The organism is Streptomyces sp. NPDC051217 (genome assembly GCF_044455465.1).
GTDB lineage: Bacteria > Actinomycetota > Actinomycetes > Streptomycetales > Streptomycetaceae > Streptomyces.
In genome coordinates, this window is the sequence record NZ_JBITEV010000004.1 from 334,991 (window position 1) to 356,210 (window position 21,220).

The 21,220-nt window shown below is 70.3% G+C and carries 19 protein-coding genes; 11 read left to right on the top strand and 8 right to left on the bottom strand.

Going from position 1 to position 21,220, the window contains the following annotated elements; genetic code table 11:
• Nucleotides 1-103 precede the first annotated feature (103 nt).
• The 6 genes from secG (at nt 104) to ACIBBB_RS12775 (ending at nt 6,011) form a co-directional block, all read left to right on the top strand.
• A complete protein-coding gene (secG, locus tag ACIBBB_RS12750; protein ID WP_189108754.1) occupies nt 104-334 on the top strand; it encodes a preprotein translocase subunit SecG in 231 nt (76 codons plus the stop codon).
• Nucleotides 335-515: 181 nt separating this feature from the next.
• Complete coding sequence (locus tag ACIBBB_RS12755) at nt 516-851, top strand: RNA polymerase-binding protein RbpA (RefSeq protein WP_398981054.1); 336 nt, start codon at nt 516-518, stop codon at nt 849-851.
• 210 nt (nt 852-1,061) lie between these two features.
• On the top strand, nt 1,062-2,243 hold the full coding sequence (locus tag ACIBBB_RS12760) for an MFS transporter (protein ID WP_398981324.1): 1,182 nt from the start codon (nt 1,062-1,064) through the stop codon (nt 2,241-2,243).
• Nucleotides 2,244-2,312: 69 nt separating this feature from the next.
• Nucleotides 2,313-3,992, top strand: a complete 1,680-nt coding sequence (gene pgi, locus ACIBBB_RS12765; RefSeq protein ID WP_398981055.1) for a glucose-6-phosphate isomerase — start codon at nt 2,313-2,315, stop codon at nt 3,990-3,992.
• Between the two features lie 4 nt (nt 3,993-3,996).
• Complete coding sequence (locus ACIBBB_RS12770) at nt 3,997-4,497, top strand: PH domain-containing protein (RefSeq protein WP_398981057.1); 501 nt, start codon at nt 3,997-3,999, stop codon at nt 4,495-4,497.
• Nucleotides 4,494-6,011: a PH domain-containing protein gene (locus ACIBBB_RS12775; protein WP_398981058.1), complete on the top strand. Its 1,518-nt coding sequence runs from the start codon at nt 4,494-4,496 to the stop codon at nt 6,009-6,011. The genes ACIBBB_RS12770 and ACIBBB_RS12775 overlap by 4 nt, the downstream gene beginning before the upstream one ends.
• A gap of 494 nt (nt 6,012-6,505) precedes the next feature.
• Here ACIBBB_RS12775 and pgl read toward each other — a convergent pair whose 3' ends face one another.
• Genes pgl through tkt form a run of 5 tightly spaced genes read right to left on the bottom strand, consistent with a single transcriptional unit; the run spans nt 6,506 to nt 13,063 of the window.
• A complete protein-coding gene (pgl, locus tag ACIBBB_RS12780) occupies nt 6,506-7,288 on the bottom strand; it encodes a 6-phosphogluconolactonase (RefSeq protein WP_398981059.1) in 783 nt (260 codons plus the stop codon).
• Entirely contained in the window at nt 7,285-8,301 is a 1,017-nt protein-coding gene (gene opcA, locus ACIBBB_RS12785) for a glucose-6-phosphate dehydrogenase assembly protein OpcA (RefSeq protein WP_398981060.1), read from the bottom strand. The genes pgl and opcA overlap by 4 nt, the downstream gene beginning before the upstream one ends.
• On the bottom strand, nt 8,298-9,827 hold the full coding sequence (gene zwf / locus ACIBBB_RS12790) for a glucose-6-phosphate dehydrogenase (protein WP_398981061.1): 1,530 nt from the start codon (nt 9,825-9,827) through the stop codon (nt 8,298-8,300). The genes opcA and zwf overlap by 4 nt, the downstream gene beginning before the upstream one ends.
• A 4-nt stretch (nt 9,828-9,831) precedes the next feature.
• The gene (gene tal, locus ACIBBB_RS12795; RefSeq protein WP_398981062.1) at nt 9,832-10,950 is read right to left on the bottom strand and encodes a transaldolase; all 1,119 of its coding nucleotides are present in this window, start codon (nt 10,948-10,950) and stop codon (nt 9,832-9,834) included.
• Nucleotides 10,951-10,984: 34 nt separating this feature from the next.
• A complete protein-coding gene (gene tkt, locus ACIBBB_RS12800) occupies nt 10,985-13,063 on the bottom strand; it encodes a transketolase (protein ID WP_398981063.1) in 2,079 nt (692 codons plus the stop codon).
• A 337-nt stretch (nt 13,064-13,400) separates the two neighbouring features.
• Here tkt and ACIBBB_RS12805 point away from each other — a divergent pair, with 337 nt between their 5' ends.
• The 3 genes from ACIBBB_RS12805 (at nt 13,401) to ACIBBB_RS12815 (ending at nt 15,960) form a co-directional block, all read left to right on the top strand.
• A complete protein-coding gene (locus tag ACIBBB_RS12805; protein WP_398981064.1) occupies nt 13,401-14,348 on the top strand; it encodes a heme o synthase in 948 nt (315 codons plus the stop codon).
• A 29-nt stretch (nt 14,349-14,377) separates the two neighbouring features.
• Complete coding sequence (locus ACIBBB_RS12810) at nt 14,378-14,752, top strand: hypothetical protein (RefSeq protein ID WP_398981065.1); 375 nt, start codon at nt 14,378-14,380, stop codon at nt 14,750-14,752.
• 92 nt (nt 14,753-14,844) lie between these two features.
• Entirely contained in the window at nt 14,845-15,960 is a 1,116-nt protein-coding gene (locus tag ACIBBB_RS12815; protein ID WP_398981066.1) for an amidohydrolase family protein, read from the top strand.
• Between the two features lie 32 nt (nt 15,961-15,992).
• Here ACIBBB_RS12815 and ACIBBB_RS12820 read toward each other — a convergent pair whose 3' ends face one another.
• The 3 genes from ACIBBB_RS12820 to ACIBBB_RS12830 form a co-directional block, all read right to left on the bottom strand.
• Nucleotides 15,993-16,970: a heme A synthase gene (locus ACIBBB_RS12820; RefSeq protein WP_398981067.1), complete on the bottom strand. Its 978-nt coding sequence runs from the start codon at nt 16,968-16,970 to the stop codon at nt 15,993-15,995.
• Nucleotides 16,971-17,037: 67 nt separating this feature from the next.
• On the bottom strand, nt 17,038-17,823 hold the full coding sequence (locus ACIBBB_RS12825; RefSeq protein WP_398981068.1) for an ABC transporter permease: 786 nt from the start codon (nt 17,821-17,823) through the stop codon (nt 17,038-17,040).
• The gene (locus ACIBBB_RS12830) at nt 17,820-18,755 is read right to left on the bottom strand and encodes an ABC transporter ATP-binding protein (RefSeq protein WP_398981069.1); all 936 of its coding nucleotides are present in this window, start codon (nt 18,753-18,755) and stop codon (nt 17,820-17,822) included. The genes ACIBBB_RS12825 and ACIBBB_RS12830 overlap by 4 nt, the downstream gene beginning before the upstream one ends.
• Before the next feature lie 167 nt (nt 18,756-18,922).
• Between ACIBBB_RS12830 and ACIBBB_RS12835 the strand changes: the two genes are divergently transcribed.
• Both ACIBBB_RS12835 and sufB read left to right on the top strand, forming a co-directional pair.
• Complete coding sequence (locus tag ACIBBB_RS12835; protein ID WP_398981070.1) at nt 18,923-19,735, top strand: helix-turn-helix transcriptional regulator; 813 nt, start codon at nt 18,923-18,925, stop codon at nt 19,733-19,735.
• A complete protein-coding gene (sufB, locus tag ACIBBB_RS12840; protein WP_398981071.1) occupies nt 19,732-21,153 on the top strand; it encodes a Fe-S cluster assembly protein SufB in 1,422 nt (473 codons plus the stop codon). Before ACIBBB_RS12835 ends, sufB begins: the two co-directional genes overlap by 4 nt.
• The last annotated feature ends 67 nt before the right edge of the window (nt 21,154-21,220 follow it).

A 21,220-nucleotide genomic window follows, 5' to 3' on the forward strand; every position in this document is an offset into this window, starting at 1 on the left:
GACCGGCATCTCATATGTGCCGCCGGCCCCCGTTGTCCACGCAGTTCCATCCAATCCCGATTCAATTCGAGAGAATTCCGGAAAGTAGGGTCCAGCCGTGATTATGGGGTTCTCGATCGCCCTGATCGTCTTCAGCCTGCTGCTGATGCTGCTGGTGCTGATGCACAAGGGGAAGGGCGGCGGTCTCTCCGACATGTTCGGTGGCGGCATGCAGTCGTCCGTCGGTGGTTCCTCGGTCGCCGAGCGTAACCTCGACCGCATCACCATCGTGGTCGGTATGGGATGGTTCGCCTGCATTGTCGTGCTTGGTCTGCTGATGAAGCTGGACAGCTGACCGGTCGTACAGTACGTCGCCGGGGGCGCGGCCTATCATGAGGCCCTGCGTCCCGGCGGTGGGGGGTGTAACTCCACTCACTGGACGCGCGTTGGGCCATACGTAGACTGGGGCGCTCGACAGCGGAGATGCCTCTCGACGCTTGATGCTTGCGGCACCATTCACGCAGGGAGTTACGACCGTGGCAAGTGGCAACGCGATCCGGGGAAGCCGGGTCGGAGCGGGGCCGATGGGTGAGGCCGAGCGTGGCGAGTCCGCGCCACGCCTGCGCATCTCCTTCTGGTGCTCCAACGGGCACGAGACGCAGCCGAGCTTCGCCAGTGACGCACAGGTTCCGGACATGTGGGACTGCCCACGGTGCGGATTCCCGGCCGGCCAGGACCGGGACAACCCCCCGGACCCACCGCGTACCGAGCCGTACAAGACACACCTCGCCTATGTACGCGAGCGGCGCAGCGACGCGGACGGCGAGGCGATTCTCGCTGAAGCCCTCGCCAAACTGCGGGGCGAGATCTAAGTAATTATCCGGCCGGACACTCAAAGGTGCCCGGCCGGAGCCGTTTTCACGGACGGCCGATTGTCAGTGGCATCCCTTACGGTCCGAACAGGACGACCGAAAGGGAGAGTTGTGACGACGGACGAGTCGACGGCCGGGACGGCGGCCGGGGCAACAGCCGATGCGCCGGTCGACGCACCGGCGGCCGAGGAAAAGGCGGCCCCGGCGCGAGTGCCCGCGTGGCGCGGGGGATTCGGCCGGCTCTGGAGCGCCGCCGTGATCTCCCGGTTCGGGGACTCGCTGCGTACGGCCGCACTGCCGCTGCTCGCCGCCTCGTTGACCGACGACCCCCTCCTCATCGCCTCGGTGACCGCCTGCGGCTATGTGCCCTGGCTGCTGTTCGGACTGCTCGGCGGCGCCGTCGCCGACCGGGTGGACCAGCGGCGGGCGATGTGGGCCGTGGATCTGGCGCGGGGCGTGCTGATGGCGGGGTTCGCGCTCGCGGTCGCGCTGGACCACGGCACGATCGCGCTGCTGCTCGCCCTCGCCTTCCTGCTGACCACTTTCCAGACCCTCTTCGACAACGCCGCCACGGCCCTGCTGCCCGCCGTCGTCCCCCGTGAGACGCTGGCCGGCGCCAATGCCCGCCTCATGACAGGCCAGCAGGTCGCGAGCGGCTTCCTGGCGGCGCCGCTGGTCCCGGCGCTCCTGGTCCTCGGTGCGTCCGCGCCCTTCGCGGCCAACGCGGCCACCTACGTCGTCGGCGCGCTGCTCATCGCCTCCCTGCGGACCGACGCACCGGCGAAGGCCCCGAAGGCGGCGGGCAGTACCCTCCGCGCGGAGATGGCCGACGGGACGCGCGCGCTGTGGCGGGACAGCGCGCTGCGGGGCCTGTCCGTGGCGACCGCCCTGTCGAACATCGGCATGGGCGCCCTGATCGCCACCCTCGTCCTGCACATCACCGGCTGGCTGGACGCGGGCAACAGCGGGTACGCGGCGGTCATCACCGCGTACGGCGTCGCCAGTGTCGTCGGCGGACTCGTCGCGCCGCGTCTCGCCCTCCGGATCGGGCGGACCCGGAGCATCCTGGTCGCCGGGATCGTCCAGACCTGTGCGCTCCTCGTCCTGGGGACAGTGCGTGAACTGTGGGTGGCGATCGCGGCCATGGCGGTGTTCGCGGTGATGGGCATGGTCTGGAACGTGAACCAGGCGACGCTGATACAGGAGCGGAGCCCCGCCGAGATGCTCGGCCGGATCAGCTCCGCCTTCCGCACACTCGCCATCGGCGGCGCCCCGCTCGGCGCGCTGCTCGGCGGTCTGGCCGCGGCCGCCTGGGGACTCAACACGCCCGCGCTGCTGGCGGCCGGTGCGTTCACGCTCGCTGTCGCATCGCTCGGCGCTCTGATCAATTAGGTTGGGAGGGCAGCTGGGCACCGCACTCACGCAGGCACTCACGTACGAGAAGAAGTGGGCTGAAGCAAGATGTCCGAGAACAAGGCAGAAGGCCGCGCAAAGCTCAACCGGATGCCCCAGTGGAGCGCGCTGGGCAAGCATCGTGAGCAGCTGGGGGAGACGCATCTGCGGGAGCTGTTCGCCAAGAACCCGGCGCGCGGCACCCAGTACACCCTCCAGGTCGGTGACCTCTACCTGGACTACTCCAAGCATCTGGTGACGGACGAGACCCTCGCGCTGCTGCAGGAGCTGGCGGCGGCCACCGGTGTCGCCGAGCTGCGGGACGCGATGTTCCGAGGCGAGAAGATCAACACCACCGAGGGCCGGGCGGTACTGCACACCGCGCTGCGCGCCCCGCGCGACGCGGTGATCGAGGTCGACGGCGAGAACGTGGTGCCGGGTGTGCACGCGGTCCTCGACAAGATGGCGGCCTTCTCCGAGAAGGTCAGGGCGGGCGAATGGCTCGGCCACACTGGTCGGCCCATCCGCAACATCGTCAACATCGGCATCGGCGGCTCCGACCTCGGCCCCGCGATGGCCTACGAGGCGCTGAAGTCCTTCACCCACCGAGATCTGACGGTCCGTTTCGTGTCGAACGTCGACGGGGCCGACCTGCACGAGGCCCTGCGCGATCTGGACGCCGCCGAGACGCTGTTCGTCATCGCCTCCAAGACCTTCACCACCATCGAGACCATCACGAACGCCACCTCGGCCCGCAACTGGCTCCTTACCGAGCTCCAGGCCGGTCAGGAGGCCGTGGCCAAGCACTTCGTGGCGCTGTCCACCAACGGCGAGAAGGTCGCCGAGTTCGGCATCGACACGACGAACATGTTCGAGTTCTGGGACTGGGTCGGCGGGCGGTACTCGTACGACTCCGCCATCGGTCTCGCCCTGATGATCGCGATCGGATCCGACCGCTTCCGCGAGATGCTCGACGGCTTCCACCTCGTCGACGAGCACTTCCGCACCGCGCCCGCCGAGACCAACGCACCGCTCCTGCTGGGCCTGTTGGGGGTCTGGTACGGCGAGTTCTTCGACGCCCAGTCGCACGCCGTCCTGCCGTACAGCCACTACCTGTCCCGGTTCACCGCGTATCTCCAGCAGCTGGACATGGAGTCCAACGGCAAGTCCGTGGACCGCGACGGCGAGCCGGTGGAGTGGCAGACGGGACCCGTCGTCTGGGGCACCCCCGGGACCAACGGACAGCACGCGTACTTCCAGTTGATCCACCAGGGTACGAAGATGATCCCCGCCGACTTCATCGGCTTCGCCCGGCCCGTGGACGACCTGCCGCACCGGCTGATCGCCCAGCACGACCTGCTGATGGCCAACTTCTTCGCCCAGACCCAGGCGCTGGCCTTCGGCAAGACACCCGACGAGGTCCGGGCCGAGGGTGTTCCCGCCGAACTCGTGCCGCACAAGACGTTCCGGGGCAACCACCCCACCACCACGATCCTCGCCGAGACCCTGACCCCCTCCGTACTCGGCCAGCTCGTCGCGCTGTACGAGCACAAGGTCTTCGTCCAGGGCGCGGTGTGGAACATCGACTCCTTCGACCAGTGGGGCGTCGAACTCGGCAAGGTCCTCGCCAAGGAGATCGAGCCGGTCCTCACCCAGATCGACGGCGGGCGCGAGAGCTCCCGGGACAGGCCGCTGGACGCCTCGACGGCCGAGCTGGTCACGAAGTACCGGGCACTGCGGGGGCGTTGAGCCGATGACCCAGGGGGGGGAGCGGCGGCTCAGGCCGCCGAACAACACGCTGAACGAGAGGGCGGTCGCCTGGTGGCGTGCGCAGTGGCTGCTGTTCACCCTGGCGCCGGTGGCCGTCCTCGCCGTGCTGGGCGCGCTCATAGCCCCGGCCCGCACCTGGCTCCTGGTGCCGGCCGCCGTCCTCGCGGTGCTGGGCCTGGCCTGCACGGTGTTCATGCCGATGTGGTGGTTCCGGGTGCACCGCTGGGAGGTGACGGACGAGGCGGTCTACGTCCGTACGGGCTACTTCTGGCAGGAGTGGCGGATCGCGCCGATGTCCCGGATCCAGACCGTGGACACCGTACGGGGTCCGCTGGAGCAGATGTTCAAGCTCTCCACCGTCATCGTCACCACCGCCTCCTCCAAAGGAGCGGTACGGATCGAGGGACTCGGCCATGAGCTGGCCGCGGAGCTGGCCGAGCAGCTGACGCACATAACCCAGGCGACGCCGGGGGACGCGACGTGAGCACGGCCGCGGTGACCGCGCCCGGGGAGGGATGGCGCAAGCTCGACAGGCGCACCCTGCTGGTCACCGCCGCCGTCATGTCCGGCGTCGCCGGCGGAGCCGGAGTACCGGCCGCGATCGGGCTCGCCGGCGGTATGGGGCTGGGGCGCGCGCTCGCCTGGGTGCTGCCCGCGGCCCTGCTGCTGATCGCCGGTGGTACCGGCGCCGACTACGTCCGCTGGCGCCGCACCCGCTATCGAATAGGCCCCGACCGGGCCGAGCTCCACACGGGCCTGTTGCTGGTCAAACGCCGTTCACTGGGACGCGAACGGATCAGGACCGTCGACCTTACGGCCAATCTCCTGCTGCGGATCCTCGGCCTGGTGAAGGTCCGCATCGGTACGGGAGAGCAGACCGGCGGCGAATCCACCCTGGAACTCGACCCGGTCACCCGCGCGGAGGGCGAGCGTCTCCGTACGGAACTGCTGGACCGCGCCCCTTCCGGTACCGCCGGAGGAGCGCACCGGGACGGCATGCTGGCCGTTCTGGACCCCCGCTGGATCCGGTACGCCCCTCTCTCCTTCGTCGCGCCCCTGCTGGGCGGCGCGGCGGCGGGTGGTGTGATGCAGGTCGGCGAGTGGTTCGGGGTCCAGCACGAGGTGCTCGTCTGGATCGGCGACCGGTTCCGCGACACCTCGATCGTGGTGACGGTCGTCGTGCTCGTGGCCGCCGCGCTCCTGGCCGGGGTGGTCGGCTCGCTCGGACTCTGGGTCGAGATGTGGTGGAACCACCGGCTGGAGCGGGAGCCCGGTGGCACGCTGCGCGTGCGGCGCGGCCTCTTCACCTCCCGGTCCGTCTCCATAGAGGAGCGCAGGCTGCGAGGCGTGGAGCTGGTCGAACCGCTCGGTGTGCGGCTCGTCGGCGCCGCGCGCGTCGACGCCGTCGCGACGGGGCTCACCCAGGACGACGACGACAAACACACCGACCTCAAGACGCTGCTGCCGGCCGCGCCGAGGGCCGTCGCGGACGAGGTGGCCGCGCGGGTCCTGCGGGAGACGTCGTCCCCGACGAGCACGGCCGGGCTGATCCCGCACCCGCGCGCGGCGCGTGTGCGGCGGCTGCGGTGGGCGGTGGGGTCCGCGCTGGTCCCGGTGCTGGTGCTGGTGATACTCGGCCTGCTCGTGAGTGATGTGCTGCTGCCGATCGCGGCCGGGTGCGCGGTGGTGCTGGTGCCGGTCGCGGTGGCGCTCGCGCTCGACGCGTACCGCAATCTGGGGCACGGGCTCAGCGGGGGGTATCTGGTGGCGCGGTCGGGGACGGTGCGACGGTCGACCGTCGCGCTGCAGCGCGGTGGGGTCGTGGGGTGGACGGTGAAGCAGTCGTACTTTCAGCGGCGGGCCGGGTTGGTGACGCTGACGGCGACGACGGCGGCGGGGGAGGGGGCGTATCACGTCTATGACGTGGGGGCGGGGGAGGGTGTGGCGTTCGCCGCGGAGGCGGTGCCGGGGTTGTTGGAGCCGTTCCTGGAGGAGTAGCGGGGGCGGGGCGGGGCGGGGCGGTGGCGCCTGCGGCGGGCCTGTTCCCCTACCCGCCCCTTCCCTCAACCGGGGCTCCACCCCGGGCCTCGTGCGGGCTTCGGCCGTGCCTTCGAACGCCGGGTGGGCTGTTTTTCGGGGTTCTGTCCTGGGCCTCGTGCGGGCTTCGGCCGTGCCCTCGATCGCCGGGCGGGCTGTGGTTCCGGGCTCCGTCCCGGGCCCCGCTCCTCAAGCGCCGGAGGGGCTGGGAGTGGGCGTTTTGACAGCTTGGACCGGCCAACTCCCCTTCCCTGGCCGCCAGATGGAAGGCCGCAGCCGGCCAGGCGAGGCGGCCGGAGGCGTCGCGGGTGTGGCGGTCCGCCTCGGCGGTGAGGGCGCGGGACCCACTGACAGCGACGGCCCGGCCCGCCGGGGAGGCGAACCGGGCCGTCGGGGCCGGTGAGGTGACGTTCCGTCGGGCGAACGCCCGCGGAATCACGCACCCACGTGTCGAATCAGGCGGACGCCGCCGGATACAGCGCCCGTGGCAGCTTCGACGCCGCCGGCTCGTCCAGGAGCCACAGCGTCCGCGAGCGGCCGTACGCCCCAGCCGCGGGGGCCTGGATCTCTCCCGCGCCGGAGAGGGCGATCTCCGCCGCCCGCGCCTTGTCCTCGCCCGCCGCCAGCAGCCACACCTCGCGCGCCGCCCGGATCGCGGGCAGGGTCAGCGAGATGCGCAGCGGCGGCGGCTTCGGGGCGCCGTGCACCGCGACCACCGCGCGTTCGGTCTCCCGGACGCCGGGCAGCTCCGGGAAGAGCGAGGCCACATGCGTGTCCGGTCCCACTCCGAGCATCAGCACGTCGAAGGACGGGACCCGGGCGTGGTCCTCCGGCCGCGCGGCGGCGGCCAGTTCCGTCTCGTACGCGGCTGCCGCCGCCTCGATGTCGGAGCCGTACGGGCCGTCGGACGCCGGCATCGCGTGCACCCGTGAGGGGTCCAGCGGTACCGAGTCCAGCAGCGCGGCCCGCGCCTGGGTGATGTTGCGTTCCGGGTCGCCCTCCGGGAGGAAGCGTTCGTCGCCCCACCAGAGGTCGAGCCGGGTCCAGTCGACCGCGTCCCGGGCGGGCGCCTCGGACAGTGCGGCCAGCAGGCCGTTGCCGTTGCGCCCGCCGGTCAGGACGATCGACGCGGAACCGCGCGAGGACTGGGCGTCCACGATCTTCGTGATCAGCCGGGCCGCCGCGGCAGCCGCCATCAGCTGCTTGTCACGGTGGACGACGAGTTGCGGAACGCTCACTTGGACGTCGCCTTCTTGGCGGCCGGCGCCTTCTTCGCCGCCGGGCCGGAGCCCGAGCCCGTACCCGAGCCGTGCGCGCCGTTCTTCGCCGACTCCACCCGCTCCACGCCGAACCGCAGCGTCGCCGCGTACGTGTCGTCCGGGTCCAGCCTGCGCAGCTCCTCGGCGATCAGCTCCGAGGTCTCCCGCCGGTTGAGCGCCACCGCCCGGTCGGGCTGGCCCTCGATGGCCAGCGTGGCCAGCGAGCCGTCCGACCGGCGCAGCTCGATCGGCCCGCAGTCGGTCTCCATCCGGACGGCCGTGAGACCGGGGCCGGCCGAGACCGAGCGGGTGACCGGGACGTGCAGCCGGTCGGCGAGCCACATGCCGAGCAGCTCGCAGCTCGCGTTCAGCTCCTCGCCCTCCACACTGACCGAGGTGACCTTGCAGTCGACCTGGTCCAGCGCGGCGGCCAGCATCGAGCGCCACGGGGTGATCCGGCTCCACGCCAGGTCCGTGTCGCCGGGTGTGTAGACGGCGGCGCGGGCCTTGAGCTCCTCGATCGGGTTCTCTGCCGTGTACGTGTCCGTCACCCGCCGCTGGGCGAGTGTGCCCAGCGGGTCCTTGCTGGGGTTGTCCGGTGCGTTCGCCGCCCACCAGACCACGACCGGCGCGTCGGGGAGCAGCAGGGGCAGGACGACCGACTGGGCGTGGTCGATGATCTCGCCGTACAGCCGCAGCACGACCGTCTCGCCGGTGCCGGCCTCCACGCCCACCCGCACCTCGGCGTCGAGCCGCGCCTTGGACCGGTCGCGCGCCGAGCGGGAGACCCGCTTGACGACGACCAGCTTGCGCGACGGGTGCTCGCGGGACGCCTCGTTGGCGGCCTTGAGCGCGTCGTAGGCGTTCTCCTCGTCGGTGACGAGGACCAGGGTGAGGACCATGCCGACGGCCGGGGTGCCGATCGCCCGGCGTCCCTCGACCAGCGCTTTGTTGATCTTGCTGGACGTGGTGTCCGTAAGGTCGATCTTCATGGCCGACGCCAGCTCCGTCCGTGTCGTGCGAGCATTTCGTCCGCCTCGACCGGACCCCAGGTCCCGGACTCGTACTGCGCGGGCTTGCCGCGCTTGTCCCAGTGCCGCTCGATCGGGTCGAGGATCTTCCAGGACAGCTCGACCTCCTCCGTACGGGGGAAGAGGTTGGAGTCGCCGAGGAGCACGTCGAGCAGCAGCCGCTCGTACGCCTCGGGGCTGGACTCCGTGAAGGACTCGCCGTAGGCGAAGTCCATCGAGACGTCCCGCACCTCCATCGCCGTGCCCGGTACCTTCGAACCGAACCGCATGGTCACTCCCTCGTCCGGCTGCACCCGGATGACCAGGGCGTTGTGCCCCAGCTCCTCGGTGGCCGTGTGGTCGAAGGGGGAGTGCGGGGCCCGCTGGAACACGACCGCGATCTCGGTGACGCGGCGGCCGAGGCGCTTGCCCGTACGGAGGTAGAACGGGACGCCCGCCCAGCGGCGGTTGTCGATCTCCACCTTCACCGCGGCGTAGGTGTCGGTGTTCGACTTCGGGTCGATGCCGTCTTCCTCGAGATAGCCGACGGCCTTCTCGCCGCCCTGCCAGCCCGCGGTGTACTGCCCGAACACCGTGTCCTTGCCGAGGTCGTGCGGCAGCCGGACGGCGCCGAGCACCTTGGTCTTCTCGGCGGCCAGCGCGTCCGCGTCGAAGGAGGCGGGCTCCTCCATCGCTGTGAGCGCGAGGAGCTGAAGGAGGTGGTTCTGGATGACGTCACGCGCGGCGCCGATGCCGTCGTAGTAGCCGGCCCGGCCGCCGATGCCGATGTCCTCGGCCATGGTGATCTGGACATGGTCGACGTACGACCGGTTCCAGACGGGCTCGAAGAGGGTGTTCGCGAAGCGCAGCGCCAGGATGTTCTGAACGGTCTCCTTGCCCAGGTAGTGGTCGATCCGGAAGACCTCGTTGGACGGGAAGACCTCGTGCACGACCTTGTTGAGCTCCTGCGCGGAGGTCAGGTCGTGGCCGAACGGCTTCTCGATGACCGCGCGCCGCCAGCCGTCCTTCTGGTCGGCGAGCCCGTGCTTCTTGAGCTGCTTGACGACCTTCGGGAAGAACTTCGGCGGTACGGAGAGGTAGAAGGCGAAGTTGCCACCCGTGCCCTGCACCTTGTCCAGGTCCTCGATGGTGGACTTCAGGTTCTCGAAGGCCTGGTCGTCGTCGAAGTCGCCGGGGACGAAGCGCATCCCCTGGATGAGCTGCTGCCAGACCTCCTCCCGGAAGGGCGTACGGGCGTGCGCCTTGACGGCGTCGTGGACCTCCTGCGCGAAATCCTCGTCCTGCCACTCGCGACGGGCGTAGCCGACCAGCGAGAAGCCCGGCGGCAGAAGGCCCCGGTTGGCAAGGTCATAGACGGCCGGCATCAACTTCTTACGGGACAAATCGCCCGTGACGCCAAAGATGACCAGGCCCGACGGCCCCGCGATACGCGGGAGCCGTCGGTCCGCGGCGTCACGAAGCGGATTCGCTCCGTGGGTTGCGGTCAAGGGTTCAGTCCTCCGAAGGGGCGAGGCGCTTGAGTTCCGCCTCGGTCGACTTGAGCAGGTCGGTCCAGGCCTTCTCGAACTTCTCGACGCCCTCGTCCTCCAGCACCTGGACGACGTCGTCGTAGGAGATGCCCAGCTTCTCGATGGCTTCGAGATCGGTGCGCGCCTGGTCGTACGTACCCCTCACGGTGTCACCGGTGATCGCTCCGTGCTCGGCGACCGCGTCCAGCGTGGCCTCCGGCATGGTGTTCACCGTGTGCGGGGCGACCAGGTCGTCCACGTACATCGTGTCCCGGTACGCGGGGTCCTTGACGCCCGTCGAGGCCCACAGCGGACGCTGCTTGTTGCCCCGGGCACGGTCCAGCGCCTCCCAGCGGTCGGAGCCGAAGACGTCTTCGTACGCCTCGTAGGCCAGCCGGGCGTTGGCGACGGCGGACTTGCCGCGCGCGGCCTTCGCCTCGTCCGTGCCGAGCGCGTCGAGCCGCTTGTCGATCTCGGTGTCCACGCGGGACACGAAGAAGGATGCCACCGAGTAGATCTTCGAGAGGTCGAGGCCCGCGGCGTTCGCCTTCTCCAGACCCGACAGGTACGCGTCCATGACCTCGCGGTAGCGCGCGAGGGAGAAGATCAGCGTCACATTGACACTGATGCCCCGGGCAATCGTCTCGGTGATCGCCGGGAGCCCCGCGGGGGTGGCGGGGATCTTGATGAAGGTGTTCGGGCGGTCCACCAGCCAGGCCAGCTGCCTGGCCTCGGCGACGGTCGCCGCCGTGTTGTTCGCCAGCCGGGGGTCGACCTCGATGGAGACGCGGCCGTCCTGGCCCTGTGTCTCGTCGAACACCGGCCGCAGGACGTCGGCGGCGTCACGGACGTCCGCCGTCGTGATCATGCGGACGGCTTCCTCGACGGTCACCCGGCGCGTCGCGAGGTCGGTGAGCTGAGCCTCGTAACCGTCTCCCTGGGAGATCGCCTTCTGGAAGATCGAGGGATTGGTCGTGACGCCCACGACATGCTGCTGGTCCATCAGTTCGGCGAGGTTGCCCGATGTGATGCGCTTGCGCGACAGGTCGTCGAGCCAGATCGCGACGCCTTCGTCGGAGAGGCGCTTGAGTGCGTCTGTCATGAGAGTTGCATCTCCTACTTGTCGTATATGAACGTCAGCGCGTCACGGCTGCCAGAGATTCCCGGGCGGCGGACGCGACCGCGTCCGCGGTGAATCCGAACTCCTGGAAGAGGACCTTGCCGTCGGCCGAGGCACCGAAGTGCTCCAGCGAGACGATGCGGCCGGCGTCGCCCACGAAACGGTGCCAGGTGAGCCCGATTCCGGCCTCGACCGCCACCCGTGCCTTCACGGACGGCGGCAGGACGCTGTCCCGGTACGCCTGATCCTGCTCGTCGAACCACTCGACCGACGGCATCGACACCACGCGGGTCGCGATGCCCTCGGCCTGTAGCCTCTCGCGCGCCTCGACCGCCAGCTGGACCTCGGAGCCGGTAGCGATGAGTACGACCCCCGGCTCGCCGCCCTCGGCCTCGAACAGCACGTAACCACCCTTGGCCGCGCCCTCGTTGGCCTCGTACGTCGGCACGCCCTGACGCGTCAGCGCCAGCCCGTGCGGCGCGCCCTTGGCGTGCCGCTTGAGGATCTCGCGCCAGGCGATCGCCGTCTCGTTGGCGTCCGCGGGACGCACGATGTTGAGACCGGGGATGGCCCGCAGGACCGAGAGGTGCTCGACGGGCTGATGCGTCGGGCCGTCCTCGCCGAGACCGATCGAGTCATGCGTCCAGACGTACGTGACGGGCACCTGCATCAGCGCCGCGAGCCGGACGGCCGGGCGCATGTAGTCGGAGAACACCAGGAAAGTGCCGCCGTAGATACGGGTGTTGCCGTGCAGCGCGATGCCGTTCATCGTCGAACCCATGGCGTGCTCACGGATGCCGTAGTGCACCGTGCGGCCGTACGGGTCGGCCTCCGGCAGCGGGTTGTCCGCCGGGAGGAACGACGACGTCTTGTCGATCGTGGTGTTGTTGGAGCCCGCGAGGTCGGCCGAGCCGCCCCACAGCTCGGGGATGACGGCGCCGAGCGCCTGGAGCACCTTGCCGGACGCGGCGCGGGTGGCGACACCCTTGCCGGTCTCGAAGACCGGCAGCTTCTTCTCCCAGCCGTCGGGCAGCTCGCCCGCGCGGATCCGGTCGAAGGTGGCGGCACGCTCCGGGTTGGCCGTACGCCACGCGGCGAACGTCTTCTCCCACTCGGCGCGCGTCTCGCGGCCCCGGTCGAGCGCCTGACGCGTGTGCGCCAGGACCTCGTCGGCGACCTCGAAGGTCTGCTCGGGGTCGAAGCCCAGCACCCGCTTGGTGGCGGCCACCTCCTCGTCGCCCAGCGCCGAGCCGTGCGCGGCCTCGGTGTTCTGCGCGTGCGGGGCGGGCCAGGCGATGATCGAGCGCGCGGCGATGAACGAGGGGCGCTCGGTCTCGGCCCGCGCCGCCTCCAGCGCCCGCGCCAGACCCGCCGGGTCGAGGTCACCGTTCGGCAGCTGCTCGACGCGCTGGACGTGCCAGCCGTACGCCTCGTAGCGCTTCAGGGTGTCCTCTGAGACGGCCGTCTCGGTGTCACCCTCGATGGAGATGTGGTTGTCGTCCCAGAGCAGGACGAGGTTGCCGAGTTTCTGGTGGCCGGCCAGTGACGACGCCTCGCCGGAGACACCCTCCTGGAGGCAGCCGTCACCCGCGATCACCCAGATGGTGTGGTCGAAGGGAGAGGTGCCCGGGGCCGCGTCCGGGTCGTAGAGGCCGCGCTCGTAGCGGGCGGCCATGGCCATGCCCACGCCGTTGGCGACACCCTGGCCGAGCGGCCCGGTCGTGGTCTCGACGCCGACCGTGTGGCCGTGCTCCGGGTGCCCCGGGGTCTTCGACCCCCAGGTGCGGAACGCCTTCAGGTCGTCCAGCTCCAGGCCGTAGCCCGCGAGATACAGCTGGATGTAGAGAGTCAGCGACGAGTGGCCCGCGGAGAGTACGAACCGGTCGCGTCCGGTCCACTGCGCGTCGGCCGGGTCGTGCCGCATCAGCTTCTGGAAGAGCACGTAGGCGGCGGGGGCCAGGCTCATCGCCGTACCGGGATGGCCGTTGCCGACCTTCTGTACGGCATCCATGGCCAGGACGCGGACGGTATCGACCGCCTTGCGGTCCAGGTCGGTCCACTCTTCGAGATCTGTGGTGGTCGGCTTGGTGCTCACCCTGAGTCAGGGCTCCTCTCCACATGTCGAATCCCGGTGTCTGAGGGCGCACCGGTTCGCTGCCGAGCCTACCCTTGTGGCGCCTCGCGACCCCGCCCGTCCACTTCCGTTAAGAGGAGACATCGCCGGGGTGCCGGGAGGGTGTCGGGCGCACTTCTCGGGGGCGGCGGAGGTGGCGGCGTCCGACCCCGCGCGCGATGCTCCGACCAGGCGTCAACACGAGCCCACCCCCGATAAGAACGGCATATGGGCAACGTCTAGAGTGGCGTGGTACGCGCAAGTCTTTACCGGGCCTTCACGCCCGAAGCTTGCTGGGATTTCTCTGTCTGGGGTGTGCGTGACGGCCGTCGAGTCCCGACCCGCAGGGGTCGTCCTGACTCCGAGCCCGGGGGGCCATCGGCCGTTCGGGGCCCGCGTCAAAGCATTCGTGGCGCTGACGAAACCACGGATCATCGAGCTGCTGCTCATCACCACCGTGCCGGTGATGTTCCTGGCCGCGCAGAGCGTGCCGGACATGTGGCTGGTGTTCGTCACGTGCGTCGGCGGCTATCTCTCCGCCGGCGGCGCCAACGCGCTGAACATGTACATCGACCGCGACATCGACGCGATGATGGACCGCACGTCGCGGCGTCCGCTGGTCACCGGCATGGTGTCGCCCCGCGAGGGCCTGGTCTTCGGGCTCTCCCTGGCCGTGATCTCGACGCTCTGGTTCGGCCTGCTGGTCAACTGGCTGTCGGCGGCGCTCGCACTCGGCGCGCTCCTCTTCTACGTCGTCGTCTACACGATGATCCTCAAGCGGCGTACGTCCCAGAACATCGTCTGGGGCGGCATCGCCGGCTGTATGCCGGTCTTCATCGGCTGGTCGGCCGTCACCAACTCGCTGTCCTGGGCCGCCGTCATCCTCTTCCTCGTCATGTTCTTCTGGACGCCGCCGCACTACTGGCCGCTGTCGATGAAGGTGCGCGAGGACTACGCGCGGGTGGGCGTGCCCATGCTCCCCGTCGTCGCGTCGAACCGGGTGGTCGCCCGCCAGATCGTGCTCTACAGCTGGGTGATGGTGGCGGTGTCGCTGCTGCTGACGCCGCTGGGCTACACCGGCTGGTTCTACACGTCGGTGGCCCTGGTGGCCGGCGGCTGGTGGCTCTGGGAGGCGCACGGGCTCCAGTCGCGCGCCAAGTCCGGTGCGGCGGGCGCCAAGCTGAAGGAGATGCGGCTGTTCCACTGGTCCATCACCTATGTGTCGCTGCTCTTTGTGGCCGTCGCGGTCGACCCCTTCCTGCGCTAGTACGACTACTCGTCGGTAGCATGTCGTCCATGGCAGACACCGAGGTGGACGAGCAGACCGGCGACGGGACGGCGCGGGCGAGCCGGCAGGACGCGCGGGACGAGCGGCGCGCGGCCCGACTGGCCAAGCAGATCGGCGCGTTCGCGCGACGGCACGGCGGCGCCGCCGAAGGACAGCTCGCGTATCTGGGCCAGGCGGGCACCCGCATCGTGCTCGTGGCGCAGGACGGCGACTGGGGCGATCTTCTCGCCCCCTCGCACGACGTGGCGCTGAAAGCCGTCGAGAAGTCCGGGATCACGGTGCACGAGACCTTCGACGGCGAGTTCGCCGCGAAGGTCCGCACCGGCCCGTACGAGTGGACCCGCATGGCCGGCATCCAGGTCGGCGGCCCCGCCAATCCCTAGGCCGTGTTCGGTCCCGATCGCCGGGGTGGCCAACACCCGAGCGCGCCTGGCCCGTTAGGACTGTAGGGATTCGGTCCACGACGGGAAGCGCCATGATCGAGACAACGACTCTGGTGGACCAGAACTGCCATGGCGTGCTCCGTACGGAGCTGGGCCTCGGCACCTTCGAGGCCCAGCTCGGCAGGACCGCGGGCCCGCCCGCCGCGGGTACCACCTTCTTCGACACCCAGACCGGTTTCGCCGTACGGCGCTGGTGCCCGCCGCTCCTCGGACTGGAGCCGCACACCTCGCCCGCCGGCTATCTGGCCCGGCGCCGGGAGCTCGGCGTGCTGGAGGCCGGGCGGCGGCTGTTGCGGGGCACCGGCGTCACCACCTATCTGGTCGACACCGGGCTGCCGGGCGATCTGACCGCCCCCGAGGAGATCGCGGCGGCCGGCGCCGCGGAGGCCCGCGAGATCGTCCGGCTCGAACTGCTCGCCCAGCAGGTCGCCGACACCTCGGGCACCGTCGACTCGCTGCTCGCCAACCTCGCCCACGCTGTGCACACGGCGGCCGGCACGGCCGTCGCCTTCGTGTCCGTGGCCGCCCTGCGCCACGGCGCCGCCCCGGCGGCCGAGCCGCCCGACCCGGGAGAGGTACGCGCCGCGGCCGGGCGCTGGCTCGCCGGGCGGCGGGCGGGCGGCCGGCTCACCGATCCCGTACTGCTGCGGCATCTGCTGTGGACCGCCGTCGCCACCGGGCTGCCGCTCCAGCTGCACGCGGGCGGCGGCGAGGGGTGCCGGGCGAACTGCTCGGACGGCGGTCCGGCGCGGATCGCGGGGTTCGCGGCGGCCACGGCAGGGCTCGGCACCGACCTGGTGCTGCTGCACGGCCTGCCGTATCACCGGCAGGCCGCCCGGCTCGCCGCGGCCTTCCCCCATGTGTACGTGGATCTCGGCCCGGCCCTCGCGCACACCGGGGCCCGCGCGGCGGACGTACTGGCGGAGGTGCTGGAGCTGGCGCCGTTCGGCAAGCTGCTCTACTCCAGCGGCGCGCGCGGGCTGCCCGAACTGCACGTGGTGGGCGCGAGGGTCTTCCGGCAGGCGCTGGCGCGGGTGCTCGGGGGGTGGGCGGCGGACGGCTCGTGGGCCCTCGCCGACGCACAGCGCGTCGCGGAGATGATCGCCTCGGGCAACGCCCGCCGGATCTACGGTCTCGACGAGACTTGACGGCCCGTCAGGATCCGGGAACGTCCGGCGGCTCAGACCGTGGACAGCGCCGGGTCGGCCGGATCCGACCGCGCCGGGATCTCCGGGTCCGTCACGGGCCGCTCACGCAGGCTCAACGCGAGCCGCAGGACCGCGATCCAGGTCAGCGCGGAGCCGAGCATATGGACGCCGACCAAGACCTCGGGCACGTCGGTGAAGTACTGGACGTAGCCCACACCGCCCTGCGCGAGCAGCACGATCAGCAGGTCACGCGCCCGCGCGCGGGTGTCGGCCGGGGCGTCCACGACACGCAGCACCAGCCACATCGCGATCGCCAGCGCGCAGACAACCCAGGCCGTCGCCGCGTGCACATGCGCCGCGTCGACCCAGTCGAACGGCATCCGCGGCACCTCGCTGCTGTCGCCCGCGTGCTTGCCGGAGCCGGTCACCGTCGTTCCCGCTGCGATCAGCAGGCCCGTCGCGACGACCAGTGCCCAGCCCAGCTTCCGTACGGGACGGGGGACCCGCGGCCGGGGTGTCGCGTCGCCCTCGCCGGTGCGGTGCCAGACGATCACGGTGACGGTGAGCAGGGCGTTGGCGAGCAGGAAGTGCACCGCCACGGTCCAGGGGTTGAGCTCCATGTGGACCGTGATGCCGCCCATCACGGCGTTCAGCACCACGACCCAGAACATGCTCCAGGCGAGCCGGGAGAGACCGTGCCGCCGGGGCTTGACCGACCGGGCCGCGACGATCGCCCAGCCGACGGCCGCCGACAGGACGTACGTCAGCATGCGGTTGCCGAACTCGATGGCGCCGTGCAGACCCTGCTCGGACGTCGCGAAGAGGCTGTCGTCCGTGCACTTCGGCCAGGTGTCGCAGCCGAGCCCGGAGCCCGTGAGCCGGACGGCGCCGCCGGTGACGATGATGACGACGGTCATCACGACGGCGGAGAGGGCGGCACGCCGCAGCGTACGGGGGGACGGCGTCCAGCGCTGGGCGATGCAGTCGAGGGGGTTCCACACGGCAACCATCGTAGGCGGGCCCTTGTGAACGCAGTCACGAGGGGTCCCCGCGCGTCGGCGCGGGGCGTCCGGGTGCCTACTCCCAGCGGAAGAGACGGGCCGCGGCCCCGAGCCCGAGCACCGCCCAGACGGCCAGCACCCCGAGGTCGTCCCAGGGCGTCCCCGCACCGTGCTGGAGCACGTCACGCAGCCCCTCGGAGAGGGCCGAGATCGGCAGCAGACCGAGCAGCGTCTGTGCCACGTCCGGGAATTTCTCCATCGGCACGGTCACGCCGCCGCCCACCAGCAGCAGCACGAACACCAGATTCGCCGCGGCCAGCGTCGCCTCGGCCCTGAGCGTGCCCGCCATCAGCAGCCCGAGCCCGGAGAAGGCCGCCGTACCGAGGACGAGCAGCAGCAGGACGGCGAGGGGGTTGCCCTCGGGCGACCAGCCGAGCGCGAACGCGATGACCGTCAGCAGCACGATCTGGAGCACTTCGGTGACCAGGACGGAGAGCGTCTTGGCGGTCATCAGGGCCCAGCGCGGCAGGGGCGACGCGCCGAGCCGCTTCAGTACCCCGTAACGCCGTTCGAAGCCCGTCGCGATGGCCTGTCCGGTGAAGGCCGTCGACATCACGGCCAGCGCGAGGACACCGGGGGCCAGGAAGTCGACCGACGCGCCCGAGCCCGTGTCGATGATGTCGACCGTCGAGAACAGCACCAGCAGCAGACTCGGGATGATCACGGTCAGCAGCAGCTGCTCGCCGTTGCGCAGCAGCATCCTCGTCTCGAAGGACGTCTGCGCGGCGATCATCCGGGGCAGCGGCGCCGCGCCCGGTGCGGGGGAGTACCTGCCGGCGCCCCTGTCCGTACCCGTGGTCATGGACGCAGCTCCTTGCCGGTCAGTTCGAGGAAGACGTCCTCCAGCGTGTGCCGCTCGACGGAGATCTTCTCCGGCATCACACCGTGCTGCGCGCACCAGGTCGTCACCGTCGCGAGCAGCTGCGGATCGATCGTGCCGCCGATCCGGTAGGCGCCCGGCACCAGTTCGGCCGCGGCCGATCCGTCGGGCAGCGCCTTGAGCAGCGAGCCGAGGTCGAGCCCGGGGCGGCCGGTGAAGCGCAGGGTGTTCTCGGCGCCGCCCCGGCACAGCTCCTCGACGGTGCCGTGCGCCACGACCTGGCCGGCGTCGACGATGGCGACGTCGTCGGCCAGTTCCTCGGCCTCGTCCATGAAGTGCGTGGTCAGCACCGTGGTCACGCCGTCGGCGCGCAGCTCGCGCACCAGGTCCCAGGTGGAGCGGCGGGCCTGCGGGTCGAGCCCCGCGGTCGGCTCGTCCAGGAACACCAGCTCGGGCCGGCCGACGACCGCCATGGCCAGCGAGAGCCGCTGCTGCTGGCCCCCGGAGAGCCTCCGGTAGGCCGTTCGGCCGCAGCCGCCGAGCCCGAGACGCTCGATCAGCGCAGTCACGTCCAGCGGGTTCGCGTGCAGCGCGGCCATGTGGCGCAGCATCTCCTCCGCGCGGGCGCCGGAGTACACGCCCCCCGACTGGAGCATCACGCCTATGCGGGGGCGCAGCCGCGCCGCGTCCGCCACGGGATCGAGGCCGAGGACGCGTACGTCTCCCGCGTCCGGTCTGCGATAGCCCTCGCAGGTCTCGATCGTGGTGGTCTTGCCGGCTCCGTTGGGGCCGAGGACCGCCGACACCGTGCCCGCCCGGACGTCGAGATCCAGGCCGTTCACCGCGGTTCTGGCCCCGTACCGCTTGACCAGGCCCCGGACCTGGACCACCGGCTCTCCGACGACGCTGCGCATGCCGTGAGTCTAGGCAGCGGCCAGGGAGGCCCCGGGTCCGGGGGCGGGCGAACCCTCACCGGCGCATCAGCCCCGGAGTTCTTAGGTAACCCTAAGTGACGCAGGGCACGACTCGTCGTACCGGACGGCTGTTGTCACTGTCGAGGGAATTACGCAACAATGGCGTTGTGAAATACGTTGGCGAGGCTCCGCAGGAGGAACTCGCGACCGGTGAGCGTTCGACACGCAACCGGGTCGCGCGCTCCATCCTGGACCACGGCCCCTCCACCGTCTCCGACCTCGCGGGGCGCCTGAGGCTCACCCAGGCCGCCGTCCGCCGCCATCTCGACGCGCTCGTCGCCGACGACGTCGTGGAGCCGCGCGACCAGCGGGTCTACGGCTCACGGGGGCGCGGCAGGCCCGCCAAGGTGTTCGCCCTCACCGACTGCGGCAGGGACGCCTTCGACCAGTCGTACGACAAGCTCGCCGCCGACGCCATCGAGTGGATCGCCCGCGGCGCGGGCGGCGGCGCCAAGGGCGACGCGGCGGTCGCCGCGTTCGCGCGCGACCGGATCGCCACCCAGGCGGGGGCGTACCGGGAAGCCGTCGGGGCGGCGGCGCCCGAGAAGCGCACCGAGGCGCTCGCCAAGGCGCTGAGCACCGACGGGTACGCTGCTACGGCTCGTAGCGCGCCGAACCAGCAGGGCGAGCAGCTCTGCCAGCACCACTGCCCGGTGGCCCACGTGGCCGAGAAGTATCCGCAGTTGTGCGAGGCGGAGACGGAATTCTTCTCCGAACTGCTCGGGACCCATGTGCAGCGGCTGGCGACCATCGCCCACGGCGACGGGGTGTGCACGACGTTCATCCCCCACGGCGCCGGGCACGGCGCGCCACCTGGTCCCCCCGGGACCGGCGGCACCCCACAGACCGATCCACCGAAGATCAGCCAGCAGACCGATCATCACGCATCCGAAAGCACGGCCGGGAGGAACCCCGCATGACGCTCCCCACGGAGACCGCCCATCCTGAGCTCGATGGACTGGGCAAGTACGAATACGGCTGGGCCGACTCCGACAAGGCCGGTGCCACCGCCAAGCGCGGTCTCTCCGAAGAGGTCGTCCGCGACATCTCCTCGAAGAAGAACGAGCCGGAGTGGATGCTGAAGCTCCGTCTCAAGGGACTGAAGCTGTTCGGCAAGAAGCCGATGCCGAGTTGGGGCTCCGACCTGTCGGGCATCGACTTCGACAACATCAAGTACTTCGTCCGGTCGACGGAGAAGCAGGCGGAGTCCTGGGAGGACCTGCCCGAGGACATCAAGAACACGTACGACAGGCTCGGCATCCCCGAGGCGGAGAAGCAGCGCCTCGTCGCCGGTGTCGCGGCCCAGTACGAGTCCGAGGTCGTCTACCACCAGATCCGTGAGGACCTGGAGGAGCAGGGCGTCATCTTCAAGGACACCGACACCGCCCTCAGGGAGAACCCGGAGCTCTTCCAGGAGTACTTCGGCACGGTCATCCCGGTCGGCGACAACAAGTTCGCCTCGCTGAACTCGGCCGTGTGGTCCGGCGGTTCGTTCATCTACGTGCCGAAGGGTGTGCACGTCGAGATCCCGCTCCAGGCCTACTTCCGTATCAACACGGAGAACATGGGCCAGTTCGAGCGGACGCTGATCATCGTCGACGAGGACGCCTACGTCCACTACGTCGAGGGCTGCACCGCGCCGATCTACTCCTCGGACTCGCTGCACAGCGCCGTGGTCGAGATCATCGTGAAGAAGGGTGGCCGCTGCCGTTACACGACCATCCAGAACTGGTCGAACAACGTCTACAACCTCGTCACCAAGCGTGCCGTGGCCTACGAGGGCGCGACCATGGAATGGGTCGACGGCAACATCGGCTCCAAGGTCACCATGAAGTACCCGGCCGTCTATCTGATGGGCGAGCACGCCAAGGGCGAGACCCTGTCCATCGCCTTCGCGGGCGAGGGCCAGCACCAGGACGCCGGCGCCAAGATGGTCCACATGGCACCGAACACCTCGTCGAACATCGTCTCCAAGTCGGTGGCGCGAGGCGGCGGCCGCACCTCCTACCGAGGTCTCATCGAGATCGGTGAGGGCGCCCCCGGTTCGAAGTCCAACGTGCTCTGTGACGCGCTCCTGGTGGACACGGTGTCGCGCTCCGACACCTATCCGTATGTGGACGTCCGCGAGGACGACGTGTCGATGGGGCACGAGGCGACGGTCTCCAAGGTCTCCGAGGACCAGCTCTTCTACCTGATGAGCCGCGGTATGACCGAGTTCGAAGCCATGGCGATGATCGTGCGCGGCTTCGTGGAGCCGATCGCCAAGGAACTGCCCATGGAGTACGCACTGGAGCTCAACCGGCTGATCGAGCTCCAGATGGAAGGCTCCGTCGGCTGACGCCGCCGCGCGCGGCAGTCAGCAGCAGCGACCGATTCCCCAAGAGGCAGAGAGAGAGCACGACGAC

Bases quoted from the DNA above. Each gene is read 5' to 3' on its own strand.
- secG (WP_189108754.1), top strand. From the start codon at position 104: ATGGGGTTCTCGATCGCCCTGATCGTCTTCAGCCTGCTGCTGATGCTG.
- pgi (WP_398981055.1), top strand. From the start codon at position 2,313: ATGTCCGAGAACAAGGCAGAAGGCCGCGCAAAGCTCAACCGGATGCCC.
- ACIBBB_RS12770 (WP_398981057.1), top strand. From the start codon at position 3,997: ATGACCCAGGGGGGGGAGCGGCGGCTCAGGCCGCCGAACAACACGCTG.
- opcA (WP_398981060.1), bottom strand. From the start codon at position 8,301: ATGAAGATCGACCTTACGGACACCACGTCCAGCAAGATCAACAAAGCG.
- tal (WP_398981062.1), bottom strand. From the start codon at position 10,950: ATGACAGACGCACTCAAGCGCCTCTCCGACGAAGGCGTCGCGATCTGG.
- ACIBBB_RS12810 (WP_398981065.1), top strand. From the start codon at position 14,378: ATGGCAGACACCGAGGTGGACGAGCAGACCGGCGACGGGACGGCGCGG.
- ACIBBB_RS12815 (WP_398981066.1), top strand. From the start codon at position 14,845: ATGATCGAGACAACGACTCTGGTGGACCAGAACTGCCATGGCGTGCTC.
- ACIBBB_RS12820 (WP_398981067.1), bottom strand. From the start codon at position 16,970: ATGGTTGCCGTGTGGAACCCCCTCGACTGCATCGCCCAGCGCTGGACG.
- ACIBBB_RS12825 (WP_398981068.1), bottom strand. From the start codon at position 17,823: ATGACCACGGGTACGGACAGGGGCGCCGGCAGGTACTCCCCCGCACCG.
- ACIBBB_RS12830 (WP_398981069.1), bottom strand. From the start codon at position 18,755: ATGCGCAGCGTCGTCGGAGAGCCGGTGGTCCAGGTCCGGGGCCTGGTC.
- sufB (WP_398981071.1), top strand. From the start codon at position 19,732: ATGACGCTCCCCACGGAGACCGCCCATCCTGAGCTCGATGGACTGGGC.